This window comes from Paenibacillus sp. J22FR83 (genome assembly GCF_059691955.1).
Map to the genome: position 1 here is coordinate 1 of NZ_JCAUAM010000017.1, position 23,765 is coordinate 23,765.

At 47.7% G+C, this 23,765-nt stretch carries 19 protein-coding genes; 5 read left to right on the top strand and 14 right to left on the bottom strand.

The features are described 5' to 3' along the window. Positions 1-204: 204 nt before the first annotated feature. The 5 genes from AC58PV_RS26795 to ftsE all read right to left on the bottom strand — a co-directional run bounded on the left by AC58PV_RS26795 (position 205) and on the right by ftsE (position 6,355). Positions 205-1,488 (bottom strand): PDZ domain-containing protein, encoded by a 1,284-nt coding sequence (locus AC58PV_RS26795; RefSeq protein ID WP_497435721.1) that lies wholly within the window; start codon positions 1,486-1,488, stop codon positions 205-207. A 119-nt stretch (positions 1,489-1,607) separates the two neighbouring features. Then, the gene (locus AC58PV_RS26800; protein ID WP_497435722.1) at positions 1,608-3,071 is read right to left on the bottom strand and encodes a S41 family peptidase; all 1,464 of its coding nucleotides are present in this window, start codon (positions 3,069-3,071) and stop codon (positions 1,608-1,610) included. 209 nt (positions 3,072-3,280) lie between these two features. Beyond that, complete coding sequence (locus AC58PV_RS26805; RefSeq protein WP_497435723.1) at positions 3,281-4,474, bottom strand: murein hydrolase activator EnvC family protein; 1,194 nt, start codon at positions 4,472-4,474, stop codon at positions 3,281-3,283. Between the two features lie 287 nt (positions 4,475-4,761). Then, positions 4,762-5,679, bottom strand: coding sequence for a permease-like cell division protein FtsX (ftsX, locus tag AC58PV_RS26810; RefSeq protein ID WP_497435724.1), 918 nt, complete (start codon positions 5,677-5,679; stop codon positions 4,762-4,764). After that, positions 5,669-6,355, bottom strand: a complete 687-nt coding sequence (gene ftsE / locus AC58PV_RS26815) for a cell division ATP-binding protein FtsE (RefSeq protein ID WP_310501025.1) — start codon at positions 6,353-6,355, stop codon at positions 5,669-5,671. The genes ftsX and ftsE overlap by 11 nt, the downstream gene beginning before the upstream one ends. Positions 6,356-6,572: 217 nt before the next feature. Between ftsE and AC58PV_RS26820 the strand changes: the two genes are divergently transcribed. From AC58PV_RS26820 to AC58PV_RS26840, 5 genes are all read left to right on the top strand, one after another. Further along, positions 6,573-8,006, top strand: coding sequence for a VanW family protein (locus AC58PV_RS26820; RefSeq protein WP_497435726.1), 1,434 nt, complete (start codon positions 6,573-6,575; stop codon positions 8,004-8,006). A 113-nt stretch (positions 8,007-8,119) separates the two neighbouring features. Then, entirely contained in the window at positions 8,120-8,905 is a 786-nt protein-coding gene (locus AC58PV_RS26825; RefSeq protein WP_497435727.1) for a DUF1700 domain-containing protein, read from the top strand. A 3-nt stretch (positions 8,906-8,908) separates the two neighbouring features. Beyond that, positions 8,909-9,799 carry a DUF4097 family beta strand repeat-containing protein gene (locus AC58PV_RS26830; protein ID WP_497435728.1) on the top strand — a complete coding sequence of 297 codons (891 nt, stop codon included), beginning with the start codon at positions 8,909-8,911 and terminating at the stop codon, positions 9,797-9,799. 222 nt (positions 9,800-10,021) lie between these two features. Then, positions 10,022-10,657, top strand: a complete 636-nt coding sequence (locus tag AC58PV_RS26835; RefSeq protein WP_497435729.1) for a DUF975 family protein — start codon at positions 10,022-10,024, stop codon at positions 10,655-10,657. Between the two features lie 219 nt (positions 10,658-10,876). After that, on the top strand, positions 10,877-12,622 hold the full coding sequence (locus AC58PV_RS26840; RefSeq protein WP_497435730.1) for a methyl-accepting chemotaxis protein: 1,746 nt from the start codon (positions 10,877-10,879) through the stop codon (positions 12,620-12,622). Between the two features lie 408 nt (positions 12,623-13,030). Here the strand turns inward: AC58PV_RS26840 and argH are convergent, their stop codons facing one another. The 9 genes from argH to prfB form a co-directional block, all read right to left on the bottom strand. Beyond that, complete coding sequence (gene argH, locus AC58PV_RS26845; protein WP_497435732.1) at positions 13,031-14,446, bottom strand: argininosuccinate lyase; 1,416 nt, start codon at positions 14,444-14,446, stop codon at positions 13,031-13,033. A gap of 103 nt (positions 14,447-14,549) precedes the next feature. Beyond that, positions 14,550-15,788 carry an argininosuccinate synthase gene (locus AC58PV_RS26850; RefSeq protein WP_068669425.1) on the bottom strand — a complete coding sequence of 413 codons (1,239 nt, stop codon included), beginning with the start codon at positions 15,786-15,788 and terminating at the stop codon, positions 14,550-14,552. Positions 15,789-15,827: 39 nt separating this feature from the next. Further along, complete coding sequence (gene argF / locus AC58PV_RS26855) at positions 15,828-16,787, bottom strand: ornithine carbamoyltransferase (RefSeq protein WP_497435733.1); 960 nt, start codon at positions 16,785-16,787, stop codon at positions 15,828-15,830. Between the two features lie 30 nt (positions 16,788-16,817). After that, entirely contained in the window at positions 16,818-18,014 is a 1,197-nt protein-coding gene (gene argD / locus AC58PV_RS26860) for an acetylornithine transaminase (protein ID WP_497435734.1), read from the bottom strand. A 30-nt stretch (positions 18,015-18,044) separates the two neighbouring features. Further along, positions 18,045-18,815: an acetylglutamate kinase gene (gene argB / locus AC58PV_RS26865; protein WP_497435884.1), complete on the bottom strand. Its 771-nt coding sequence runs from the start codon at positions 18,813-18,815 to the stop codon at positions 18,045-18,047. Between the two features lie 33 nt (positions 18,816-18,848). Beyond that, positions 18,849-20,075 (bottom strand): bifunctional glutamate N-acetyltransferase/amino-acid acetyltransferase ArgJ, encoded by a 1,227-nt coding sequence (gene argJ, locus AC58PV_RS26870; RefSeq protein WP_497435735.1) that lies wholly within the window; start codon positions 20,073-20,075, stop codon positions 18,849-18,851. 31 nt (positions 20,076-20,106) lie between these two features. After that, positions 20,107-21,156: an N-acetyl-gamma-glutamyl-phosphate reductase gene (argC, locus tag AC58PV_RS26875; RefSeq protein WP_497435737.1), complete on the bottom strand. Its 1,050-nt coding sequence runs from the start codon at positions 21,154-21,156 to the stop codon at positions 20,107-20,109. Positions 21,157-21,600: 444 nt separating this feature from the next. Next, a complete protein-coding gene (locus AC58PV_RS26880) occupies positions 21,601-22,491 on the bottom strand; it encodes a YitT family protein (RefSeq protein ID WP_497435738.1) in 891 nt (296 codons plus the stop codon). Positions 22,492-22,597: 106 nt separating this feature from the next. Continuing rightward, positions 22,598-23,711 (bottom strand): peptide chain release factor 2 gene (gene prfB / locus AC58PV_RS26885; protein WP_157265099.1). Its coding sequence is split into 2 segments (ribosomal slippage): positions 22,598-23,638 and positions 23,640-23,711, totalling 1,113 coding nucleotides; the frame shifts between segments, so codons are not numbered across the junction. Positions 23,712-23,765 lie beyond the last annotated feature (54 nt).

Genomic DNA, 23,765 nt, shown 5'->3' on the forward strand with positions numbered 1-23,765 from the left:
GCCATTGGATTTCGCCAATGTCTGTCTGCTAGCTACGGGGCGGCTTGGTCCTTACCCCGACCGAACTTTCATCGGTTAGATGTACCTAGCTTAGCTAGGCACGCAACTGTATAAATTCCATCTAACTCTCGGTCACTACATGAATTGTTTAAAAAAAGAGCTATCCTCACCCGTAGATTTCTCTACTTCCGAGGAAAGCTCTTCTCACAATGACTTCGTCGTGTCATTCGGCAATAAGCCTGTTAATTTGCTTCGCAGATAACTAAATAGGTGCATCGGACGCTGTTCCAAGAAGTACAGCACATCTTGATCCGGTGCCAACAGAATGCCTAGTTGATGATGATCTCCGGCGAAAATACCCCGCTTCAGGAAGCGTACCTCCCCTTGTTCATTCAACACCTCTAGTCGGCAGAATGCTGAGTTGAGTCCCATGGCCGCATGCAGATCGGTCTTCGTCTTTATTTTGTACCCATTGACCTTATGGATGATCTCACCAACGCCGATCCCTAGTTGCTCAGCTGGGCTGTTCGGAACAATGGAAAGTACCATAAGCCCCCGCTCCGAGTGGATGTAGAAAGGCGTCCGCTTCGCTTCCATCCATTGGTTGTAGAACAGCAGCCCTTCATGCAGGGCTATGCTAAGAATCGCAGCAAGCATCACCAGTGGCGTCCAGTAATGTGCGGCTACAGCTGCACCTAGCAGCACGAGCCCATAAACGTAGAGCAGCTTCGCGCTATAACGCGCTTGCCTCTTCGGCAGCTTCGAAACCGTCAGCTCCGTGAAGCCGATCATCGCTGGGAATGCGAGCATCGACCAGCCCCCACTCAAGTTCGAGGTGAACAACGTTTGCCACGGCAAGCCCAGTTCACTGCCCCCTGCCATTGGCACGAGAAGAAACAGCGGGACTGGCCAAAAGCCCTGCAGTTGCTGTGCCCCAATCATTTGCCCGCGTTTCCCTTCTAGGAAGAGCGGTGTCGCCATTCGCGCACCTTGGAAACCAACGAGCACGCCTTCCAACAGATGAAGCACACCTACAATGACCAACAGCGAAGGGATATCTGCACTTGCAATGGCAGCGAGAAGCGCATAGGACTCACGTAGACTGTCTGCATTAGGAAACCAAGAGAAGATAACTTGAACAATCCCTAGAATTCCTACTGCATATGCCAGACATAGGAATCGTATTCGACATATCATCAGTATGACGGTGATAATCCAGAGCACAAGCACGACATCCATTTGTATGTTGACTCCGACGAAAAGAAGCACAATAGACGCTCCCAGCCCACCTAACCAACCCCATAACACCACGCGCCATGTTTCGTTCAGCAAGGAGTGAAGACGCGTGTGAAACAGCTTGCGTTCTAGTTGGATTTGCTTTCTGTAATGCAACACTATAAAAACGATACCTATATAGTAGAAAGGATTCGTAAACAACTGCCCCACGGCGAGCAGCGCTCTGTCCAATAATTGAAACCACACATCCATACGAATCTAGGCTCCTTGAAAAAGAAATAGGAAGGCCGCCTAAGCAACCTTCCTACACTATTTCGACTGCCGAAGCTTATTTCCTGCCGCTCTGCACAATTTCCATTAACTAACGGTCATTATTTCCCAAGCTGCTTCTGAATTTGGAAGACGGCCGCTTTCAATTGCGAGTCATTCTTCGGATCACGAATTTGCTCTAAGATCGCTTTCTCGATCTTGGTTGCTGTATTCGTATCTACTTCACCCGTAACCGGTAAATCATTCGTCCGTTGGAACGCTTTAACTGCCAAAGCTGTCTTCTCGCTGAAATAGCCATCCGTCCGCTCCGGATTGAAGCCAATTCCAGCAAGCATCAACTGCAAATTCTTCACATCATCGCTGTTATTATCTTGTTTCAGCACATCTTTCTTCGTAAGAGGCGCTGCTTTGAAATACGCTGGTTGCTCGATCGGGATGTCTGGCGTAATGCCTTTCTTGTGAATCCAGTTGCCATTTGGCGTTAGCCATTTGTAGACCGTCATCTTAATGTTGCTGCCATCGCCCATTTCCTTCTCGAACGTCACTTGAACCGTTCCTTTACCGTAGGACGTTTCACCAACGATCTTACTGCCTACTGCTTCTTGGAATGCACCTGCAAGGATCTCCGATGCGCTGGCGCTTCCTTTATTAATCAACACCGTAACTGGATAATTCTTTCCTTTGCCCGTAGAAGGTGTTGGTTCACGCTTGCCGTCCCGATTCTCCACTTGAAGAATGGAAGCCCCACTCTTCACGAAGGGATTCACGATATCGACGACAACATTCAGTAAACCGCCCGGATCATTACGAACATCGATGACGAGTCCTTTCATCCCTTTGGCTTCTAAGTTTTTCAACTCTTCCGCAAAACGAACAGCCGTGTTCGAGGAGAACTGACGAATCTCAATTTTGCCGATCTGATCCTGCATCATTTCACCGTAGACGGTTTCAACATCAATATTGTCTCGAACCACGATGACTTGAACCGGATCCCCCGTTCCTTGGCGGAGTAAATCCAGCTTAGCTTGCGTGCCTTTAGGTCCGCGAATTTTCATGACAGCTTGATTCAAGGTAAGCCCGTCCAACTTGTCGCCATTCACAGACAGGACAACATCTTTGGATTGAATGCCTGCTTTCTCGGCAGGTGAACCTTTAATCGGTGATACAATGACGAATTTACCATCCTCTAGCGATACTTCGGCCCCGATGCCTTGGAAAGAAGACGTAATACTCTCATCGAATTGTTTCGCTTCCTTCTGATCCATATAAACGGAAAAAGGATCCTCTAATGATTCCAACATCCCATTAATAGCTCCGTTAACCAATTGATCATGATCAGGCTGTTTCAAATATTTGCTTTCAATGAGTTGAAACGTTGTTGCGATCTTGCTTAAATCCTTGCTCGAAAGACCTGACGAAGCAGATACTGAGGTAGCCGAACCTCCTGTTGATTGCTCCTTCTGCCCCCAAGTAAAGGAAGGATCTACGATCGTTAATGTGACAATACTACTTGCAAACATAGCTAACAAGACAAATACAATGACCGTACGACCTTTGAATTGCAAAACCGATTCACCGCCTTTTTCCTAAAACCGAATTTGAGTTGGCCTGATTGTAGTATATGACAAGCTCTACCCATTTTATGAAAAAACCTCTAAACGTAGGTATTCTAGGATAACCGACTGCGTCCAGAATGCCCCTTTTATCGCCAATAAGAAAGCCCGCTTCCGGGAGTACCCGAAAACTAAGCTTCCTTAGAGTAATCAAGCTTGTCCTATCGAAGATACGGTTTAGGATCGACAGGCACTTCATTTTTCCTTACTTCAAAATGCAAGTGATTGCCCGTTGATTGTCCCGTAGAGCCGACACCCGCTATTTTTTGGCCGCGCTTCACGACGTCCCCGACTTTCACATAAATACCGTCGTTCATAATGTGTCCATACAACGTCCAAAGGCCATTCCCATGGTCGACGATAACACAATTCCCGTACCCGTTCATCCACGAAGCATAAATAACAGATCCATTCTCCGCAGCAAGGATTGGTGTACCTTTGGCTGTCCCTAAATCGATACCTTTATGATTCTCTGCCCGCCCTGTAACAGGATTAATTCGAGCAATGAAATCAGAGGTCAATGGTGCCTGAACAGTCAACGGATAGCCAAGTTTACCACCCGCATAAGTAAATGGTGATTTTGCATTCTGTGCGGCCCGCTTCTTCGCTTGCAAATCCGCTTCTTGCTTCGCTAGCTGCGTAATCATTCTATCGCTTTCTTCCGAAATTTCCTCGAGCTCTCGCTCTTGCTTGGAAAGGGAAGCAATCTTCACTTCTTTCGCTTTTTCCTTCGCTTGCAGATCGTCACGCAGTGCATCCGCTTCCGCGTATAGCCCCTTCACGTTTTCTAGCTGCTTCTCTGTATCAGCCTTCTTCAGCCTGACGGTCTCTTTATCTTTCATATTCGACTCTAGTATTTCTTTGTCTTGATTCACAATAGATTTGAGCGCTTCGACCCGATTCAGGAAATCCGAGAAGCTCGTTGCGCTCAACACGACATCCATATAAGAAACGAAACCGTTCATATACATCAAGCGAACCCGTGATTTCAGCATATTATCGCGGCTCTCAACACGAGCCTCTGCTTCATCTAATTGCTTAGCGCTCTCTTCCAGCGCGTTCGTCACTTGATCGATTTGTTCATTGAGCTGTGTCAGCTTTTTGCTCGCCTCATTCACCTGGGTGACTAGCGCATTCATATCTTTCGTCGTCTGATCTTTCTCAGACTGAACTTTCGTGATTTGACTCTGTGCACTATTAGCCTTCTGCTGCGCTTCCGCCTTCTGCTTCTTAAGCTGCGTCAACTGCTGATCGATCTTGTCCGTTGCCGAAGCGGCATAACTGGCTGCATGAGGTATAGTCAGCGATATCGCCATACCTAATGTTAAAACGACAGGTAGAATCTTCTTCTTCAAGCACGTAGCCTCCCCATTATTAAGCGATTGATGCCCCATGTATGGTTTGAATCTCTTACGTTCTGCCTCTAGGAATCTAATCTATGAATCTTTGAAAATAAAAATATATAAATAAAAGCTAAAAAAGCCCGCTTTCAGAACCGAGAAGGTTGGATGAAAATGAGGGCAGGAGGAACGGAGTGTAGCGAGCTACATGAGTACCGGACTGCCCCATTTTCATTCAAGATTCGATGCCGAGTTTGCTTCATGAAATACTACGTTATCAAAGTGGACTTTATTAGCCTCCATTATACGCGGAGGAATTTGCGGACGGAGATGAGGGAACCCCATACCCCAATCACAATACCTAAGCCAATAAGAAGCAAAGTGAGCGTTGGTGCAATATTTTCAAATGGTGTTAATTGAATCATCAATAAGTTCAAATTCAAGGAGCTCAAGTTGAGCAACTTCCAATAACCAGCAAGAATAACGGCAGTTGGGAGAGCCGAACCAATCAGTCCAAGCAAGGCGCCTTCAATAAAAAACGGCCAACGAATAAAAGAGTTCGTCGCACCCACGAGCTTCATAATTGAAATCTCACGTTTTCTTGCCAGAATTGTAACTTTGATCGTATTCGCAATCAGGAATACGGCTGTAAAGGAAAGCAACACAACGATACCAATGCCAATCCAGCGGGCAATCTTCGTCACTTTAAATAACGCTTCCACGGTTCCTTTACCATAGTTAACTTTATAGATAGGTTTAGGATCCTTGCCAACGTTAAGCGCTGAGATCTGATCGGCTACAGCTGCCACATTCCGCGGGTCATCCACTTCGATCGTAAAGGCGTCGTTCAGCGGATTGTTATCCCCCTCGAAACCATCCAGGAGCGCTTTTCCGCTATCCCCTAACTTTTCGCGCAAGTAGACAAGTCCCTCTTCTTTCGAAACGAATTTTATCGTTTTCACTTCAGGAATGGCTTTGATTTGCGTTTCGAGCGCCGTGATTTGATCCTGAGCGGTATTTACCTCGAGGTACACGTTGATTTCAACTTGCTCCTCAATTTGCGTAGCAACATCATTCACATTCAAGGTGATAAGTACGAAAATGCCAAGAATAAACAGAGAAATCGCGATGGAGCTAATCGACGCGAACGTCATCCAACCATTTCGCACGACATTTTTCGTACCTTCTCGCAGATGTCGAGAAGCTGTACTAATCTTCATAGCCATATTCCCCCCGAAGTTGATCGCGAGCAATAAGGCCATTCTCAATCGCAATCACGCGCTTACGCATCGTATTTACGATTTCTTTGTTGTGTGTAGCCATAACAATGGTGGTACCGCGGAAATTAATTTCCTCCATCAATTTCATAATGCCCCATGATGTTTCAGGGTCCAAATTTCCTGTCGGTTCATCCGCGATAATGACGGAAGGGCTGTTTATTATTGCCCGGGCAATAGCAACGCGCTGCTGTTCGCCCCCGGATAACTGCGATGGAAGGGAGTTTGCCTTGTCCTTCAACTTCACGAGCTCAAGAACTTCCATGGTGCGTTTCTTGATTTGCTTCTTCGGCGCCTCAATAACCTCCATGGCAAAAGCTATATTTTCGAAAATCGATAATTTCGGAAGTAAACGATAGTCTTGGAAAATGACGCCGATATTTCGACGTACATAGGGGATTTTGCGTTGTTTGAGTTTCTCTAAGTTAAATCCATTAACGAAAATTTGACCTTTCGTTGGTCTTTCTTCTCTATACATCAACTTCATGAAAGTAGATTTACCTGCCCCTGATGGTCCAACCACATAGACGAACTCATTGCGGTCCACTTTTACATTAATACCTCTCAATGCATGGGTCCCGTTGGCATATGTTTTCCATACGTCCTGCATTTCGATCACAATATCACATCCTAATTATATAGATAGCCTATATCAATTCGACACAAAAGGTGAAAATCCTTCTAAATACACTTTGAAATTCTTGTGGAATACCGTCATTATACCATGCATTGTACAACTTTTAGCCGAATCAGGATTCTGTACTAAATTGGCACTGTTATCGATACATATAAAGAGACAGGCCGTATCACATTCGTATGTAAAGGAGTGGCTCTTCATGACACGCTCATTCAGAAACCCCATTCTCTATTTCTCGGTCGCTCTTGGTATGTTCGTGACGTGCGGCACCGCACTTTACTTATATGGATCTCAATCTACGTTTCCTGAAAATGTTACCATCGCTGGTTGGCGTGTGGGCGGGATGTCCTATGCGGCATTTCAGTCTGAATCTGAGCAGCGATTGAAACGATTAGCCGCTTTCCCTGTTCTTTTGCATACATCCTATCCAGAAATCGCAGCCAAAGAGTTACCGCTTGGGCAACTAGGCATAAGTTATGACAAGGGGCTCCTCTCACAAGCCCTCCATCAATTAACTAACGGCTCTCCCTTCTCACGTGCCAAAGCCCGCTGGACCCTGCGAAATGCGAATATTCCTCTGAATGTCTCGGTAGATCCAACTCAGCTAACGACCACTGTAAAGAATACGTGGAAAGAGTTATATTCGAAACAACCTGTTCCCGCCAAACGTGTCCTCCAATTTCAAGATCAAGTTGGATTCGAACCCGAGCGAAATGTACTGCGCATTGATACCGCACACTTGCAGGAGCAGCTACAAAGCATCGCCCCTAGCATGGGGACCCTAACACATACTGCACCGCTAGGGCTCTCGTTGCCTATTTATGAGTTAAGCCCTTCTGTCACTATGGCATCCTTAAAGGGGCAAGGTATTGATGGCAAAATCTCCGAATTCACGACCTCGTTCCCGCCATCGGGCGAAGGAAGGGTTCACAATATACGAGCAACCGCTACGTCCATTCAGGATTATGTGATGGCACCAGGTGACACCTTTGATTACAGTAAAATTATTGCAGAGACGGAAGCCAAATTCGGTTACAAAGAAGCGCCTGTTATTCTCAATGGCAGTCTAGTCCCAGGAATCGGTGGAGGCATATGTCAGGTATCCACGACACTCTATAATGCTGTCTTACGCAGCGGCCTTGAAATCATAGAACGGCGCAACCATTCTCTCCCAGTCAGTTACGTCCCTCTTGGACAGGATGCCACCTTCGCAAGTGGCTATATTAATTTCAAATTTCGTAACAATACGACTAGTTACGTCTGGATTCGTACGATAACGACAGATTCCAAGGTTACCGTCAAACTTTTTGGACATCAAACACCAACCGTTACTTATGACGTCGACTCCAACATCGTAGAAACGATTCAACCTCCCATCAAATATGTGAACAATCCGAGCTTGAAACCAGGATTAGAACGTCCTATCAGCGTAGGAAAGGTCGGCTACAAGGTTGAGACGTATCGAACCAAACGGGAAAACGGCACAATCGTGAGCAGAGAGTTAATCTCGAAAGATCAGTATTCACCTGTGCCAACAGTCATCGCGGCCAATCGTAAAGATGCCCCATCAGAGGACACCACGCCAAAGAAACCTATGGTGGAAGACGGCGTGAGTACGCTTGCTGTCCAATGATACACAAAAATTGTGATGAAATCATGAAGGTCATGTGACTGTAGTTACTACGTCATTATGACTTTTTTCTTTTATGATAAGACTATAGAAAGCGTATTGAAGGAGGCATAACGATGAGTAAAGTCGATTATTTCAAAGAATTAAACTATCGTCTGCGCGGACTTCCTGAGAAGGAGCGCCAAAATATACTAAAAGTGTACGAAGAACTATTTCAAAAAGCCGTTGAAAATGGCAAACATGAAGATGATGTTTCACAGTCTCTCGGATACCCGCGGGTACCAAACTGGGATGCACAGAAAGAAACGCCACCTGTTCAAGCGGAAGTTACTAAGCGTCCTATCGATGCTTTTGATCCTGAGGTGACACCAGCTGAGGATCTTCCTTATTCAAATGATGAGCTGGAAGAGGCAACTATCCCTTATGTGAAGCAGCCCGATCCGGCTATCGGACCGAAGATTCCCGTACAAGCCTCAGAGACCTGGGAGCCGCCTGCCTATACACAGCCGCCTCAACCGAATTACCCGCCTGTGTACCACGCACCTTATCCGCCTCCCTATCCGGCAACAAAGCCTGAAAGCGGGATTAAGGCGATTATTATCTCAATTATGCTCGGTTTCTTCAATTTAGTATTCGTTCTAGGTCCATGGGTTGGCGTCTGCTCGGCGTTGATTGGATTGTTTGTTTCCGGATTCGCACTCCTGATTACGCCTGTTATCGGTGTGCTTACTAGCCTAGCTGGAACGTCAGGGAGTGACTTCCAATTCATCTCCTTCACGCTTCTTGCCTGCTTTGGCCTAGGCATCATCATCACGACGCTTAGCACTTGGCTGCTCAAACAGTTTTTCAAGCTTAGCTGGAAGTACATCCAATTTAACGCCAAATTGATCAAGGGGGCTTAAGCCATGCAACGTAAAGTGAAATTTTTCTTAGTGACTGGCTTTATCTGCTTGGCAATAGGCCTTATTGGAGCAGCTGTGTCTTTCCAGTCCTTAGATTTAGAAACAGGTGCCGCGAACATAGATATCGAGAAGAAAATTGCCGCAGCGAATATTGACACTTTAATTATTGAAAATGATATCACAGGTGTAACCTTCATCCCTAGCAACACAGATGAAATTAGCGTTCATCTCGTAGGAGCAGCGCGATCGGAATCCACACAGAAATGCACCATCGAAGCCACAACGGAAGGCGCAAATACATGGCGTGTAGGTGTATGCACGAATATAAAAAACCACATTAACTTCGGCTTCGATCTTACTGAATTCAAAAGCTTGTTCAGCGGACAACGTCTACGTCTACGAACAGAGGTCAGTCTGCCCGATAAACTGTACAAAGCCATTACCGTTAGAACAGATACAGGCAGCATCAACTTCAAAGAAGTAAAAGCGGAGAAACTATCTGCTAGTACGGATACCGGATCGATTACGGTTGACCGCTACGAAGGAAAAGCAGTAAATCTACAAACCGACACAGGCAGCATTCATCTTAATGACGGGCAAGGCAATGTCAAACTCAAAACCGATACAGGTTCAATTACAGCCAAGCTGCGTGATCTTGGTGATACGGTTACTGCCGAGTCCGATACGGGATCCGTACGCATACAGCTAGATTCTGCACCTACAGATGCAACCTTCGATCTTAGCACAGATACAGGCAGCGCTACATTGGATGTGCCAGGTGTGAACCTTCAACAGCGGACCAGCCGTAATCAAGCCAAAGGCTCGATAGGCAACGGCAGCAAAATGGTAACGGTACGGACCGATACAGGTTATGTTGAGGTTAAGGGTAGATAGCACTAACCATCTCTATTTTTAAAAATCCACTTGCTTTTTCAGAGGCTGTCTCTTAGGTCGAAGTAGACCTGTAGAGATAGCTTCTTTTTGTGATTTGGGAGATATTTGTCGAAGAAGCAGGAATTAAGTCGCATATACCGAATATACAAAATTATACAGTTATCACCTATATTTATCCAAAGAAAAGAAAACTGTATAAGAAAAAAGAGAAGAGGGTCAATATTGAAAAAAAGTAGAGAAATTCGAGAAGAAGCAAGAAAAGCCTTAAAGGGGAATTGGTTTTCAGCCGTTGGGTTATATCTGATTACCATTCTCATCACAATCCCTTTTGGGATTGGCAGCAGTTTAACTGAAGACGGTGAGCATTTCGTATTATCTATCTTGTTTAGTTTGGGATCCATCCTTCTTTCCGTTGTTATCTCCACAATTGTATCAACGTACTTCCTTCATTTAGCTAGACAACAGAAACTTGGATACACCGACTCATTTTCATTTGCTTTTAGAAATTACTGGCCATTCTTTAAGTTAACTTTTCTAATGGGAATTAAAATACTGGCTTGGACACTGCTATTTATCATCCCGGGCATCATTGCTTCATTACGCTACTCGCAAGCGATATACATTAAGCTAGACCAGCCAGAACTATCTTCATCTAGCGCCATACGGCTTAGTTCGGAGATGATGAAAGGATACAAGTGGAAATATGTTTGCTTAGCCCTTAGTTTTATAGGCTGGGCATTACTCGTTCCATTTACTTTATTTATCGGAGCATTATGGCTTGGCACTTACTACAATACTGCGAGATCGGTATTCTACGACTTTCTGCAAGCAAACAGATCAACTAAAATAACGTTATAGAATAAACACAAACGACAAAGCTCCTCTCGAACATCCAATGGGTGACGGGAGGAGCTTTCTCACGATTTGCTATTCGATTTCAAGAAAATACTTCACCTAACGAAAAAGATAACATGGATTTATTTCACACAAATTGTAAAAATTTTGTCGAATTAAAGGAATTACAACAATCACCAAGAATACATACAAAATAATACAGAAAGTAGGTAAATTAACCATATGTTAAAAAATTTTCAGATGAACATTCAGATGAAGATTGTGACGACATCTCTGCTTCTACTACTCATCCCCATCCTCATCCTCGGCAGTATCTCCTATTATGTTTCTTACAATGTCACGAATTCCTTGATCGAAAAAGACTTGCGAAATGCCGTGCAAATGTCTATCCAACTGATTCAATCCCTCGATGATTCCGTTAAATCAGGGAACATCACCAAGGAAGAAGCACAAGAGAAAGTGAAAATATGGATGCTCGGCCCCAAAACGGATGGAAAGCGACCCATCAATCCAAAGATTGATTTAGGCAAGAATGGGTATTTCTTCGTTATGGATAACAAGGGAACCGAACTGGCACATCCCTCTTTGGAAGGCCAAAACATTTGGGATAAAAAATCGAATGATGGTAAATTTTTTATTCAAGAAATGATCCAAAAAGCAGAGAATAACGGTGGATTCACGACCTATAAGTGGCCATTGCCTGGCGGCTCCACGAAGGAAGCTATGAAGATTACTTACGCGGAGAAAGATCCTTTATGGGGATGGGTTGTGGCTGCTGGCTCCTATCTACAAGATTATAATGGCGGACAAACAGACATATTACGCACAATTCTCATCACGCTTATCTGTTGTTTGCTCGTCGGTCTATTGGTCCTTATCCTCTTCGCTAGACATATCGCTAAGCCTCTCGTCCGAGTAGAACGTCAAGCCAGTGAGATTGCGACAGGCAATTTATCGATATCCGATTTGAATGTGCTGAATCGTGATGAAATTGGCAAGCTGGCTGGCTCATTCAATCAGATGAAAGCCTATATCAAGCAGCTCGTTTCCCAAGCAAAATTAAGCTCTGGTGCCTTAAATGAGGAATCTAATCAAGTCTCACATTCCTTAGATCAGATGGCACAAGCTGCGAATCATATTTCATCTGTAATGCATGGTGTCGCAGCTAGTGCAAACACCCATGCACTTCGTGTCACAGAAAGCTCATCCGCCATGAAAGCATTAACCGATAGCATTCAGCAGGTCGCGTCCAGCTCTTCGATTGCCTTCGATTTATCAGAAAACACAGCGATGGAAGCGGAGAAAGGCAATGCTTATATCCAACAAACAAATGAGCAAATGCAGGTCGTTAGCTCCACCATGGACAACCTGTCCACTACGATCGACTTGCTGCGTGACCGCTCCCAGCAGATTGGTGAAATCGTTTCGATTATCTCCGATATCTCGTCACAAACCAACCTACTAGCTCTGAACGCTTCAATTGAAGCAGCACGAGCTGGGGAACATGGCAAAGGCTTTGCTGTCGTCGCAGGAGAGGTTAAGAAACTTGCCGAGCGTTCCAAAATGTCCTCCGAACAAGTCACCGAGCTGATCGTTGGCATCCAAGCAGACATCCTCGGCGCCGTAGATACCATGCATAAGGGCGACAAAGAGATCTCATCCAGCGTCGGGACGCTGAAGGAAACGGGGTTCGCTTTTGAACGTATTCACACCGCTGTTAATCAAGTGCTAGGTCAGGTACAGCAAGCATCCTCAGAAGCGGAGCGCATGTCAGCTACCTCTCAACAAATCATGTCATCCCTGTCCGAAATGGAGAATTCCGCCAATCAATCAGCAGGTACAGCTCAAACGATATCCGCTTTGACCGAAACACAGTTATCCAGTATCGATGGCATCTCGGCTTCTGTTAAGAACTTAAACGATATGTCTACTCAATTGCAGAGAGTTATCCAGCAGTTTAAGGTATAGGGTGATAGTAAATGCAGTAGCCGGCTACATTTCCTCAAAATTTCAGACGATATTGATGATTTGAAGAGATGCTATGGCGGATATTTGAATTAAATGGAAAATATACAGTTGTTTGGCCGGATTCACTTCGCAAAATCAATTTAACTGGAAATTATGTAGTTAAAATCGCCTATACCTGTTTATATTGGTTAAAAGGATATAATTAGCTGTAGATTTTCCATCTATTGCGCATGTAGTCGGAAAAACACGAAATATAACTGTATAAAATCCATCTATTTCTTGGAACACTGCAGAGGTACGATGCTTCCAGTCAATAAGGGTTCCTCTCGCTAGCTTAATCCCATAACATACAGCAAAAAAGCTCTTTTCCTTCATCCTATGGATGTTGGAAAGAGCTTTTTTAATCATCTATTTGCTTTTCTCTAAAAAGTCATGCAACCATGCCTGCGATTCCGCCAACACTTGCTCTGCGCGACCAATCGCTTCACTAACCTGATTACTCGCTGTGCCGCCGAACACGTTACGTGCGTTCACGACTTGTTCAGGTTGAAGAACGGCATAAATATCGGACTCGAACAACTCCGAGAACGTTTTGAACTCCTCGATGCTCATATCGAGCAAGTATTTTTTGTTTTGGATGCAATACAGAACTGTTTTGCCGATCACTTCGTGCGCTTGGCGGAAAGGAAGCCCCTTGTTCACTAGGTAATCCGCAATGTCCGTCGCGTTCGAGAAATCTTGATTCACAGCCTGGCGCATACGCTCCGTGTTCACTTTCATCGTGGACACCATCGGTGCAAACAATTGCAACGCACCTTGCAGGGTACGGACTGTATCGAACATGCCTTCTTTGTCTTCCTGCATGTCCTTGTTGTATGCCAGCGGCAGCGACTTGAGCACGGTCATCAGACCGAACAAGTTGCCATAGACGCGGCCTGTCTTACCACGGACGAGCTCCGCTACGTCCGGGTTCTTCTTCTGCGGCATGATCGAGCTGCCGGTGCAGAACGCATCATCGAGTTCGATGAACGCGAACTCGGTCGAAGACCAGAGCACCATTTCCTCGCTGAAGCGAGAAAGGTGCATCATGATCATGGACGCGTTGGAGAGGAACTCCAGGATGAAGTCGCGGTCGCTGACCGCGTCCAAGGAGTTCTCGTATACGCGTCCGAACCCGAGCTGCTCCGCCACGAAATGGCGGTCGATCGGGAAGGTCGTGCCCGCGAGCGCGCCAGCGCCGAGCGGCAGCATGTCTACGCGCTTGTAGCTGTCCTGCAAGCGCTCAAGGTCACGCTGGAACATGCTGACGTAGGCCATCAGATGGTGCGCGAACAAGATCGGCTGCGCACGCTGCAGATGCGTGTACCCCGGGATAATCGTATCCAGATTAGCCTTCGCTTTCTCAAGCAGAGCTTCCTGCAGCTTGATCAGCAGGCCAACGAACTCCACCACACGCTTGCGCAGGTAGAGATGCATGTCAGTCGCCACCTGATCGTTACGGCTGCGACCCGTGTGCAGCTTGCCGCCGACAGGACCGATCAGGTCGATCAAGGTTTTCTCGATATTCATATGAATATCTTCATTCTGAATCGTGTATTCCAGCTCGCCGCGGCGAATCATAGCTTGTACTTGCATCAAGCCGTCTTTGATTTTCTCCACGTCTTCCGCAGGCAGGATGCCGCATTTGCCCAGCATCGTCACGTGCGCCAAGCTGCCTTCGATATCTTCCTCAGCAAGCTCTTTGTCGAATGTAATCGAAGCTGTATATTCTTCAACCAATTGGTCGGTTTGTTTCGTGAAACGTCCACCCCAAAGCTTAGACACCGTGTATGACCCCTCTCAATGTTAAAAATTCCTTACAGCGCACTCCCGCGCCGCTCTGAATAGCCCAAAGGCTTTCCTCGAGGGAAAGCCAGTGGTTAAGCTCTTATTTCTTTGCGTTTTGTTCCACGCCAGAACCGACTTTCAAGCGTAGTGCATTCAGGCGGATAAAGCCTGTTGCATCGCCTTGATCGTAAGCCTTCGTTGGATCAGCTTCCATTGTCGCGATATCCGGGTTGTAAAGAGATACTGGGCTTTTCACGCCAGCGCCGATGACGTTACCTTTGTACAATTTCAAGCGAACCGTACCGGATACGTTCTTTTGGCTCTCTGACACAAGCGCTTGGATAGCCAAACGCTCCGGAGCAAACCAGAAACCGTTATATACAAGAGATGCATATTTGGAAATTAAGGAGTCACGAAGGTGCATAACGTCGCGGTCCATTGTTAGGGATTCCATTTTGCGGTGAGCTGTGAAAAGAATCGTACCACCCGGAGTCTCATACACGCCGCGGCTCTTCATGCCGACGAAACGGTTCTCAACCATGTCAACACGGCCAATTCCGTGTTTGCCGCCAAGTTCGTTCAACGTTTCCATCACTTCAAGTGGGGAAAGCTGTGTACCATTGATCGCTACGCAATCACCAGCTGCGAACTCAAGCTCGATGTATTCCGCTTGGTCTGGTGCATCTTCAGGGTCAACGCTCAGCACGAACATATCTTTGTTGGACGTTGCGGACGGATCAAACCATGGATCTTCCAACATGCCGCTCTCGAAGGAGATGTGCAGCAAGTTGCGGTCTGTGGAATAAGGCTTCGAAGCGGATGCCGTTACTGGAATGTTATGTTTCTCCGCATAAGCGATCATTTCTGCACGGCCTGGGAACTGCTCGCGGAACTCTTCCAAACGCCAAGGTGCGATTACGGAAATCTCAGGCGCTAACGCCGCTGCAGTAAGCTCGAAACGCACTTGGTCATTTCCTTTACCCGTTGCGCCGTGAGCAATCGCTGTTGCGCCTTCAGCGCGAGCGATCTCAACCATGCGCTTCGCGATCAAAGGACGCGCGATGCTCGTGCCAAGCAAGTATTGCCCTTCATACAAAGCAGCCGCTTGGAACATCGGGTTGATGAAATCCTTCGCGAATTCAGCGCGCAGGTCGTCGATGTAGATTTTGGATGCGCCGGTTGCAAGTGCTTTTTCTTCCAAACCGTCAAGCTCATCCTTTTGCCCAATATCCGCTGTGAATGCAATGATTTCTGCGTCGTACGTTTCTTTTAACCATTTGAGGATAACTGATGTATCCAACCCGCCTGAATAGGCGAGTACGATTTTTTCCTTAGCCATGTTTACGATTCGCTCCGTTTCTACTCTCTCATTTATAATCTATATCATTGTCGCGGCCATAATGGCCTTTTGCGCATGAAGACGATTCTCTGCTTGATCAAAAATAATGGAATGCGCGCCATCGATGACGCCTTCGCTCACTTCTTCCCCGCGGTGTGCAGGCAAGCAATGCATGAACAAGTAATCTTGCTTCGCATATTTCACCAAAGCTTCGTTCACTTGATAGTTTTTAAACGCGATTTCCCGCTGTTGCTGCTCCGCTTCTTGACCCATGCTCGCCCATACATCCGTATAAATGATGTCCGCATTCTCAACCGCTTCACGTGGATCACGAGTAACGAGCAGGCTTCCGCCTGTTTCTGCCGCATTTTCCTTGGATTGACGAATCACGTCTTTATCAGCATCATAGCCCTCTGGCGAAGCAATCGCGAAATTCATCCCTAACTTACTAGCGCCCATCATCAAAGAGTGCACCATGTTGTTGCCATCGCCGATATAGGCGACTTTGATACCTTTTAAGCGGCCTTTTTTCTCCAAAACCGTCTGATAATCCGCCATGACTTGGCAAGGATGTGCATGATCAGTTAAGCCATTGATAACAGGCACCGTCGCTCCGCGCGCCAAATCGATCACCTTGCGGTGCTCGTACGTACGAATCATGATCCCGTCCAAATAACGGGACAACGTTTGAGCGGTATCCCATACCGTCTCTCCGCGACCCAGTTGCAGGTCATTTTTGCTCAAGAAAAGCGCTTGACCGCCAAGTTGGTACATCCCTACTTCAAAGGAAACACGCGTACGCGTGGAGGATTTCTCAAAAATCATGCCCAGCGTTTTACCCGCTAGTACCGCATGAGGCTCTCCTGCCTTCTGCTTGCGTTTCAACTCGATTGCGTATTGAATCAGATACTCCAATTCTTCCGCTGTATAATCAATTAAAGCAAGAAAATCCTTGCCCTTCAACTGGGCAGCCAGTTCTTCCTTAACCGTGCTATTCATGTGATCCAACCTTTCTACGATAAACTTCGGTTAGACGCCGCTAATGGTAGATGCCTTCTGAGAGAGGACACCGCACACGACTTCTAATGCCTGATCCAAATCTTCTTGCGGTATCGTTAACGCCGGCACTAAACGAATCACGTTAGGCCCTGCTGGAATGACCAACACACCTTGCTTATGAATTTCGCTAATGATTTCGGCACTCGGCTGTGTACATTCGATTCCAATCAGAAGACCGATACCACGAATGCTTTTCACTAACGGATTGCCCGCGAGCTTGCTCTCTAACGTCTTCACCGTATACGCGCCTAACTCTGCTGCACGCGCTGGCAATTGATTGTCGATAATTGTGCTTAATGTTGCATGCGCCGCTGCTGTTGCAATCGGTGTACCACCGAACGTGGAACCGTGACTACCTGCGCTGAACGCTTCTGCCAAGTACCCTTTAGCCAGCATCGCCCCGATTGGGAACCCACCGCCAAGACCTTTAGCTAATGAGAAAATATCCGGCTCTACCCCATAATGCTCATAGGCAAAAAGCTTACCCGTACGCCCTACGCCCGTCTGGATCTCATCCGCGATCAGGAGTAGATTGTGCTCTTTGCAAAGCGCAGCCAATTGTTTCACAAACTCTGGATCAGCCGGCAATACGCCGCCTTCCCCTTGTACGAACTCAAGCATAACCGCACATGTACGGTCATTCACGAGGCTGCGAACAGACTCGATATCGTTATAATCCGCATAGACGAAACCTTCTGGAAGCGGAAGGAAGCCTTCCTTTACTTTGTCCTGACCCGTCGCTGTTAATGTAGCAATCGTGCGCCCATGGAAGGACATGTTGAACGTGATAATCTCGTAGCGGCCGTTGTTCAGTACCTTTTGCGAGTAGCGACGTGCGATTTTGATCGCAGCCTCGTTCGCTTCCGCTCCTGTGGAACAGAAAAACACAGCATCCGCACAGCTATTGTCCGTCAATAGACCAGCCAATTTTTCCTGATTTGGAATATGAAATAAATTACCCACGTGCCATAACTGATCTAGTTGCTCAATCAATTTCTCTTTAACACCTTGTGGTGCATGCCCAAGAGCCGCAACCGCGATCCCGCTCATCATATCGATGTATTCCTTACCTGCGTCATCCCACAGTCGGCTGCCTTCACCTTTCACTAGTGTAATCGGATATCTGGCGTAGGTTGGAAATAACGAGCTTTTCCCTTGTTCTGTCATGTACATTCCCTCCTTATGGGGTTATTAAAATTACCGTACAATGCGTGTGCCGATGCCTTCGCCTTTCAATACTTTACTTAACACGTTCGGCTCCGAACCGTTCACGATAACCACTTCTTGCACTTGCCCTTGTATACAAGCAATCGCCGCACGAACCTTGGGAATCATGCCGCCATAGATGTCGCCACTTGTAATCATCTCTTCAATCTGCGCTACGCTGACGACAGGAAGCACTTGCTTCTCGCCATCTACAACCTTCATGATGCCAGGAACATCAGTTACGACAACCATCTGCTCCACACCAAGATGAGAAGCCACTGCACCAGCCGCCGTATCGGCGTTGATGTTATACCGTTGTCCGCCATCTGCCCCTAAACCAACCGGCGCGATAACTGGGATGTAGCCCATGCCTACGATGCCCTGAATCAGCTCAGCATTCACCCTAGTCACATCGCCTACAAGACCAACTTCGTGGCTATTCGCCACAGCCTTCGCTTCGATCAAATGTCCATCCACACCGGACAAACCAAGCGCTTTCGCACCCGTCAACTGAATACGGCGTACGATTTCTTTGTTGATCTGGCCGGATAGCACCATTTCCACCACGTCCAGCACGGCTTCGTTCGTAACCCGCAAGCCGTTCACGAAGCCAGACTCAATGCCCAGCTTCCCAAGTGTGTCCGAAATCGCAGGCCCGCCGCCATGCACGATGACCGTAACAATGCCCTCTTCTTGAAGGTGACGCATATCCTCAAAAAAACTAGCAGGCAGCGCCGCAAGCGTGCTGCCTCCGCATTTCATCACAAAGCAATTGTTATTCACTGCAGTTCCCCCTTACGTCCGATATGCCGCATTAATGCGCACATAATCATAGGTCAAATCGCAGCCCCAGCCCGTTGCTTTGCCTTCGCCCATATGTAAATTCACATGAATTTGAATCGTGTCTGTTTTCAAATAAGCCAATGCGGCTTCCTCGTCGAACTTCACCGGACGCGACTGCTCCAAAACCGCGATATCGCCGAGGCGAATATCGACTGTGTTCACGTTCACCGGCTGCCCGGAGTAACCGACAGCTGCAATGATCCGGCCCCAGTTCGCGTCAGCGCCGTAAACAGCGGACTTCACTAAGCTCGATCCGATGATCGACTTCACGATCCTACGAGCCGCATCGTCGCTCTCCGCGCCGATGACTGTCGTCTCGATCAGCTTCGTCGCGCCTTCGCCGTCACGTGCAATCGCTTTGGCGAGGTATTCGCCAACGTATTGGAATCCTGCCGCGAAAGCTTCCCAATCCGGGTGCCCCGGATGCAGGGAGTCGCCGCCGGCAAGCCCGCTTGCCATCACCACGACCATGTCGTTGGTGCTTGTGTCTCCGTCAACAGTAATCATGTTGAACGTATTATCTGTAATCCTGCTAAGCAACAGCTGCAGGTGTTCGCTCTCAATTGCGACGTCGGTTGTCATGAAACCGAGCATCGTCGCCATGTTCGGGTGAATCATCCCCGAACCTTTAGCCGCTCCGGCAATGTGAACTTCTTTGCCGCCTACGGTAACACGAACGCACGTCATCTTCTGCACGAGATCCGTCGTCAGGATCGCTTGGCAGAAGTCTTCGCCGCCGTCCAGCTTGATCTTCGCCGGCAGCTGCTCGATGCCGCTCAGCACTTTGCCCATCGGCAATAACTCGCCGATAACGCCAGTGCTCGTTACACCGACGTGGTGCTCAGCTACGCCTAGTGCCTTCGCACTTGCCGCGCGCATCGCGTAAGCATCGTCTTCGCCTTGCTGCCCGGTACACGCGTTCGCGTTGCCGCTGTTCACGATCATCGCTTGCAGCTTGCCGCTGTGGGCGATGCTCTCTTGCGTCACGCGCAGCGGTGCCGCTTGGAACGCGTTCAGCGTGTACACGCCTGCCGCTGAGGCAGGTACATCACAGAGGATCGCGCCAAGATCATAGCGCTCCGTCTTCTTGAGTCCGCAGTGCAATCCGCCTGCGCGGAAGCCCTTCGGTGTTGTTACAGTGCCCTCAGGCACAATCGTGAAGCTAACTTGGTCCGACATAGTCGTCTATTCACCTATCCTCATCTTCTTGTTATGGATATACCGGTGCGAACAACAACCCTGTCGTTTCGTCCCAGCCTTGCATAATATTTAAATTCTGAATCGCTTGACCGGCAGCGCCCTTCACAACATTGTCGATAACCGACACGATGGTTACACGCCCTGTACGCTCATCCACCGCGAAGCCGATGTCACAGTAGTTCGAACCCATAACTTCCTTCGTTGAAGGATATTTGCCAAGGGGACGAATCCGTACGAACTTGCGGCCTTCATAGTAATGACGATACTTCTCGATAAACTCTTCAGCTGTATGTTCACCTGTTAGCGTGGCATACATCGTCGCCATAATTCCACGTGTCATTGGCACAAGGTGCGTCGTGAACGTTGTCACAACCGGTTTCCCTGCAATGCGGCTCAGCGCTTGCTCAATTTCTGGGATGTGTTGGTGCTTATTTATTTTGTAAGCCGATAAATTCTCATTCACTTCGGAGTAGTGTGCGCCTAGGCTCAGACCACGGCCCGCACCGGATACACCCGATTTGGCATCGATAATAATTGTGGATGGATCAATCCACCCTGCTTCAACTGCAGGAATAAGTCCTAATAGTGTCGCTGTTGGGTAACAGCCTGGATTCGCGATCAGATCACTGCCTTTTACTTCGTCTCCGAACACTTCGGATAGACCGTAAATCGAACGTGCCAAAGCTTCTTCAGAAGCGGCCGGCTTTTTGTACCATTTTTCATAGTCGCTAGCGGACTTCAGCCTCAAATCCCCCGAAATATCAATCACCTTCAGGCCCGCTTCGATCAACTTAGGCGACAACCCTGCGCTCACACCTGCTGGTGTAGCTAGAAACACAATGTCTGCTTTACCAGCGATCAAATCGACGTCAAGGACATCGAGGATATCCACGACTATTTCCTGTAAATGTGGAAAGTGCTCCGCAAGCGGTGCGCCTGCATTCGATGTAGAAATAACGGACGTAATTTGTACAAGTGGATGCGCCTGCAAAAGACGAATCAATTCCGCACCACCATACCCTGTTGCTCCAATAATAGCCGCTCTAATGTTCTGACTCATTCCCATGACCTCCCGATGTTCCGAAAATATATGTATTATTATACATTCGTATACATAATAATTCAATGAATTTTTTTGCGCTCCGGCTTTGACCAAAAATGCGCTTCAGCAAGGTATTTCAAGGCTTTCATCCGATAAAATCGAATTAATTCTAGTTAACTGAATAGTCTGACTTTATCGACCTATATGCACATTATGCATCAATTTTCGCAAGTTGTGCATAAAATTACTTGCGCGTGTCTCCCAAGCTTCTTCCGATACCCCACCGTATCACCCTATCCATTATCCCAAAGACAATAGCCGGAAGGCAAATTATGTTAGTTGGAGCTAAGTTATACACATTTGTACACAGGCGCTGTGTATAAGTTGGGGTATTACGCACATCTTGCCAACAAGTTATCCACAAAAAAACCATCAGGCATTTTTTCTCCTGACGGTCCCTCTCTACGCATGGCGCTTAAACCCTTCTCCGAGCACTTCATTCGTTTCGCTTAAAATGACAAAAGCCTGTGGATCCACGGATTGCACAAGTGTTTTTAACCGACTGACTTCATTCTGTTTGACGACGACCATCATAACGGTCCGTGATTCCCCCGTAAATCCGCCTGAGCCGCTAAGTTCGGTTAACCCGCGATCCAAATCATACAAAATCGCCTTCCGAATAGCATCCGTATGATCCGAAATAATAAAGGCCACTTTGGCATAGTTGAAGCCGAGCTGCACGATATCAATTGTTTTGGTGGTAACGAATAAACCGATCATCCCATACAGGGCATTCTCTGGCGTAAACACCAGAGCGGAGCTAATGATGACAAGTCCATCGAATATCGCAACCGAGAAGCCTAAGCTTAAGCCAGAGTATTTATGTAATAGTTGTGCTGCCAGCCCAAGCCCACCTGTGGAGCCGCGCCCTTTAAAAACAATGCCTAGCCCCAATCCCACCCCAATGCCTCCATACACAGCAGCAAGCAGTGGATTATGTGTAGGTACGCCTAAATGACTAGTGATCAGTACGCAGAATGGAAAAATAACCGATCCCACAATGGCTTTAATGCCGAATTTCTTCCCTAACAGCCACAACGCTAACAGTAAAATTGGAATATTGAGTGCCCACTGTGTGTACGCCGGATTGATCTGGGTCACTTTCTGCAAAATGGTGGAAATCCCCGATACCCCGCCTGTTGCGATTTGGTTCGGGTTCAGGAAGCTGTTAAAGCTTGCTGCCATGATCAGTGATCCGCTAATGAGTAGTATGTATTCGAATGCAGTATGACTCGGACTTCCGATCTGTATGCGTGGTTCTCTTCTGGCCACTAGCGGCCCTCCTTTACACATCAAAAATCCTACACCCATTAGGTGTAGGATCAACGTTTATGACATGAACCATGCACAGCCCAGCAAATCAGTTTGGACTTGTTTGGCTTGAGCCGTTGTGCAGGCCTTACTCCGGCTTCCGGATTTGGTGACGCAAATAGGCGTCAATGAAAGTATCGAGATCGCCGTCCATCACAGCTCCAACGTTCCCAGTCTCCGCAGAGGTTCTGTGATCCTTCACCATGCTGTACGGATGGAAAACGTAGGAGCGAATCTGGCTGCCCCACGCAATGTCCGACTGCTCGCCGCGGATCTCGGCTAGGTGCTTTAATTGCTCTTCGATCTTCCGCTCATAGAGCTTGGAACGAAGCATTTTCATCGCTTTCTCGCGGTTCTTAATCTGCGAGCGCTCTTGCTGACAGCTCACCACGACACCAGTCGGAATGTGCGTAATCCGCACAGCCGAATCCGTGGTGTTGATGTGCTGACCGCCGGCGCCGCTCGCGCGGTACGTATCGATCTTGAGATCCTCGGAGCGGATCTCGCCCACGTCGGTGTCGTCTTCGATCTCTGGCATCACGTCACACGATGCGAACGAGGTGTGACGACGGCCAGAGGCGTCGAACGGCGAGATGCGGACGAGTCGATGCACGCCCTTCTCGGCCTTCAAATAGCCGTAGGCGTTGAAGCCTGTGATCTGCAGCGTGACACTCTTCACGCCGGCTTCGTCGCCGGGCAAATAGTCGAGTACCTCGACTTTGTAGCCCCGCTTCTCCGCCCAGCGGCGGTACATCCGCAGCAGCATCTCTGCCCAGTCCTGCGACTCGGTGCCGCCGGCGCCTGGATGCAGCTCTAGAATCGCATTCAGCCGGTCGTACGGCTGATTAAGCAGCAAGCCAAGCTCGAAGGTTTCGAGCTTCTTGACGAGTGCCGCGATGCCGACTTCGATGTCTTTGACGAGACCCGCATCGCTCTCTTCTTCTTCGAGTTCGACCATGACCTGAATATCCTCGAACGCGTTCGTGAAGCCTTGGAACTCCTCGACAACACTCTTAATCACGTTGAGTTCAGCGATCGTCTTCTGGGCACGTTCATTATCGTCCCAGAAGTCAGGCGCTCCCATTTTTTCCTCGAAATCGCCAATCGCTTCTAGCTTATGATCTAAGTCAAAGAGACCCCCGTAATTCGGTTAGTCGCTTTGCTGTTTCTCTTAAGTCTTGTTTCACTTCTGGTTCTAGCATGTTGTACACCTCGTTTATTCTGCTTGCATGTACCGGGGCTAGGTTGTTGCGTTA

Coding starts and splice junctions, on each gene's coding strand:
- AC58PV_RS26850 (WP_068669425.1), bottom strand. CDS start 15,788: ATGGCTAAGGAAAAAATCGTACTCGCCTATTCAGGCGGGTTGGATACA.
- AC58PV_RS26840 (WP_497435730.1), top strand. CDS start 10,877: ATGTTAAAAAATTTTCAGATGAACATTCAGATGAAGATTGTGACGACA.
- ftsX (WP_497435724.1), bottom strand. CDS start 5,679: ATGAAGATTAGTACAGCTTCTCGACATCTGCGAGAAGGTACGAAAAAT.
- argB (WP_497435884.1), bottom strand. CDS start 18,815: ATGAAATGCGGAGGCAGCACGCTTGCGGCGCTGCCTGCTAGTTTTTTT.
- argJ (WP_497435735.1), bottom strand. CDS start 20,075: ATGTCGGACCAAGTTAGCTTCACGATTGTGCCTGAGGGCACTGTAACA.
- argF (WP_497435733.1), bottom strand. CDS start 16,787: ATGAATAGCACGGTTAAGGAAGAACTGGCTGCCCAGTTGAAGGGCAAG.
- AC58PV_RS26795 (WP_497435721.1), bottom strand. CDS start 1,488: ATGGATGTGTGGTTTCAATTATTGGACAGAGCGCTGCTCGCCGTGGGG.
- AC58PV_RS26820 (WP_497435726.1), top strand. CDS start 6,573: ATGACACGCTCATTCAGAAACCCCATTCTCTATTTCTCGGTCGCTCTT.
- argC (WP_497435737.1), bottom strand. CDS start 21,156: ATGAGTCAGAACATTAGAGCGGCTATTATTGGAGCAACAGGGTATGGT.
- AC58PV_RS26880 (WP_497435738.1), bottom strand. CDS start 22,491: ATGTGTAAAGGAGGGCCGCTAGTGGCCAGAAGAGAACCACGCATACAG.
- AC58PV_RS26825 (WP_497435727.1), top strand. CDS start 8,120: ATGAGTAAAGTCGATTATTTCAAAGAATTAAACTATCGTCTGCGCGGA.
- AC58PV_RS26830 (WP_497435728.1), top strand. CDS start 8,909: ATGCAACGTAAAGTGAAATTTTTCTTAGTGACTGGCTTTATCTGCTTG.
- argD (WP_497435734.1), bottom strand. CDS start 18,014: ATGACAGAACAAGGGAAAAGCTCGTTATTTCCAACCTACGCCAGATAT.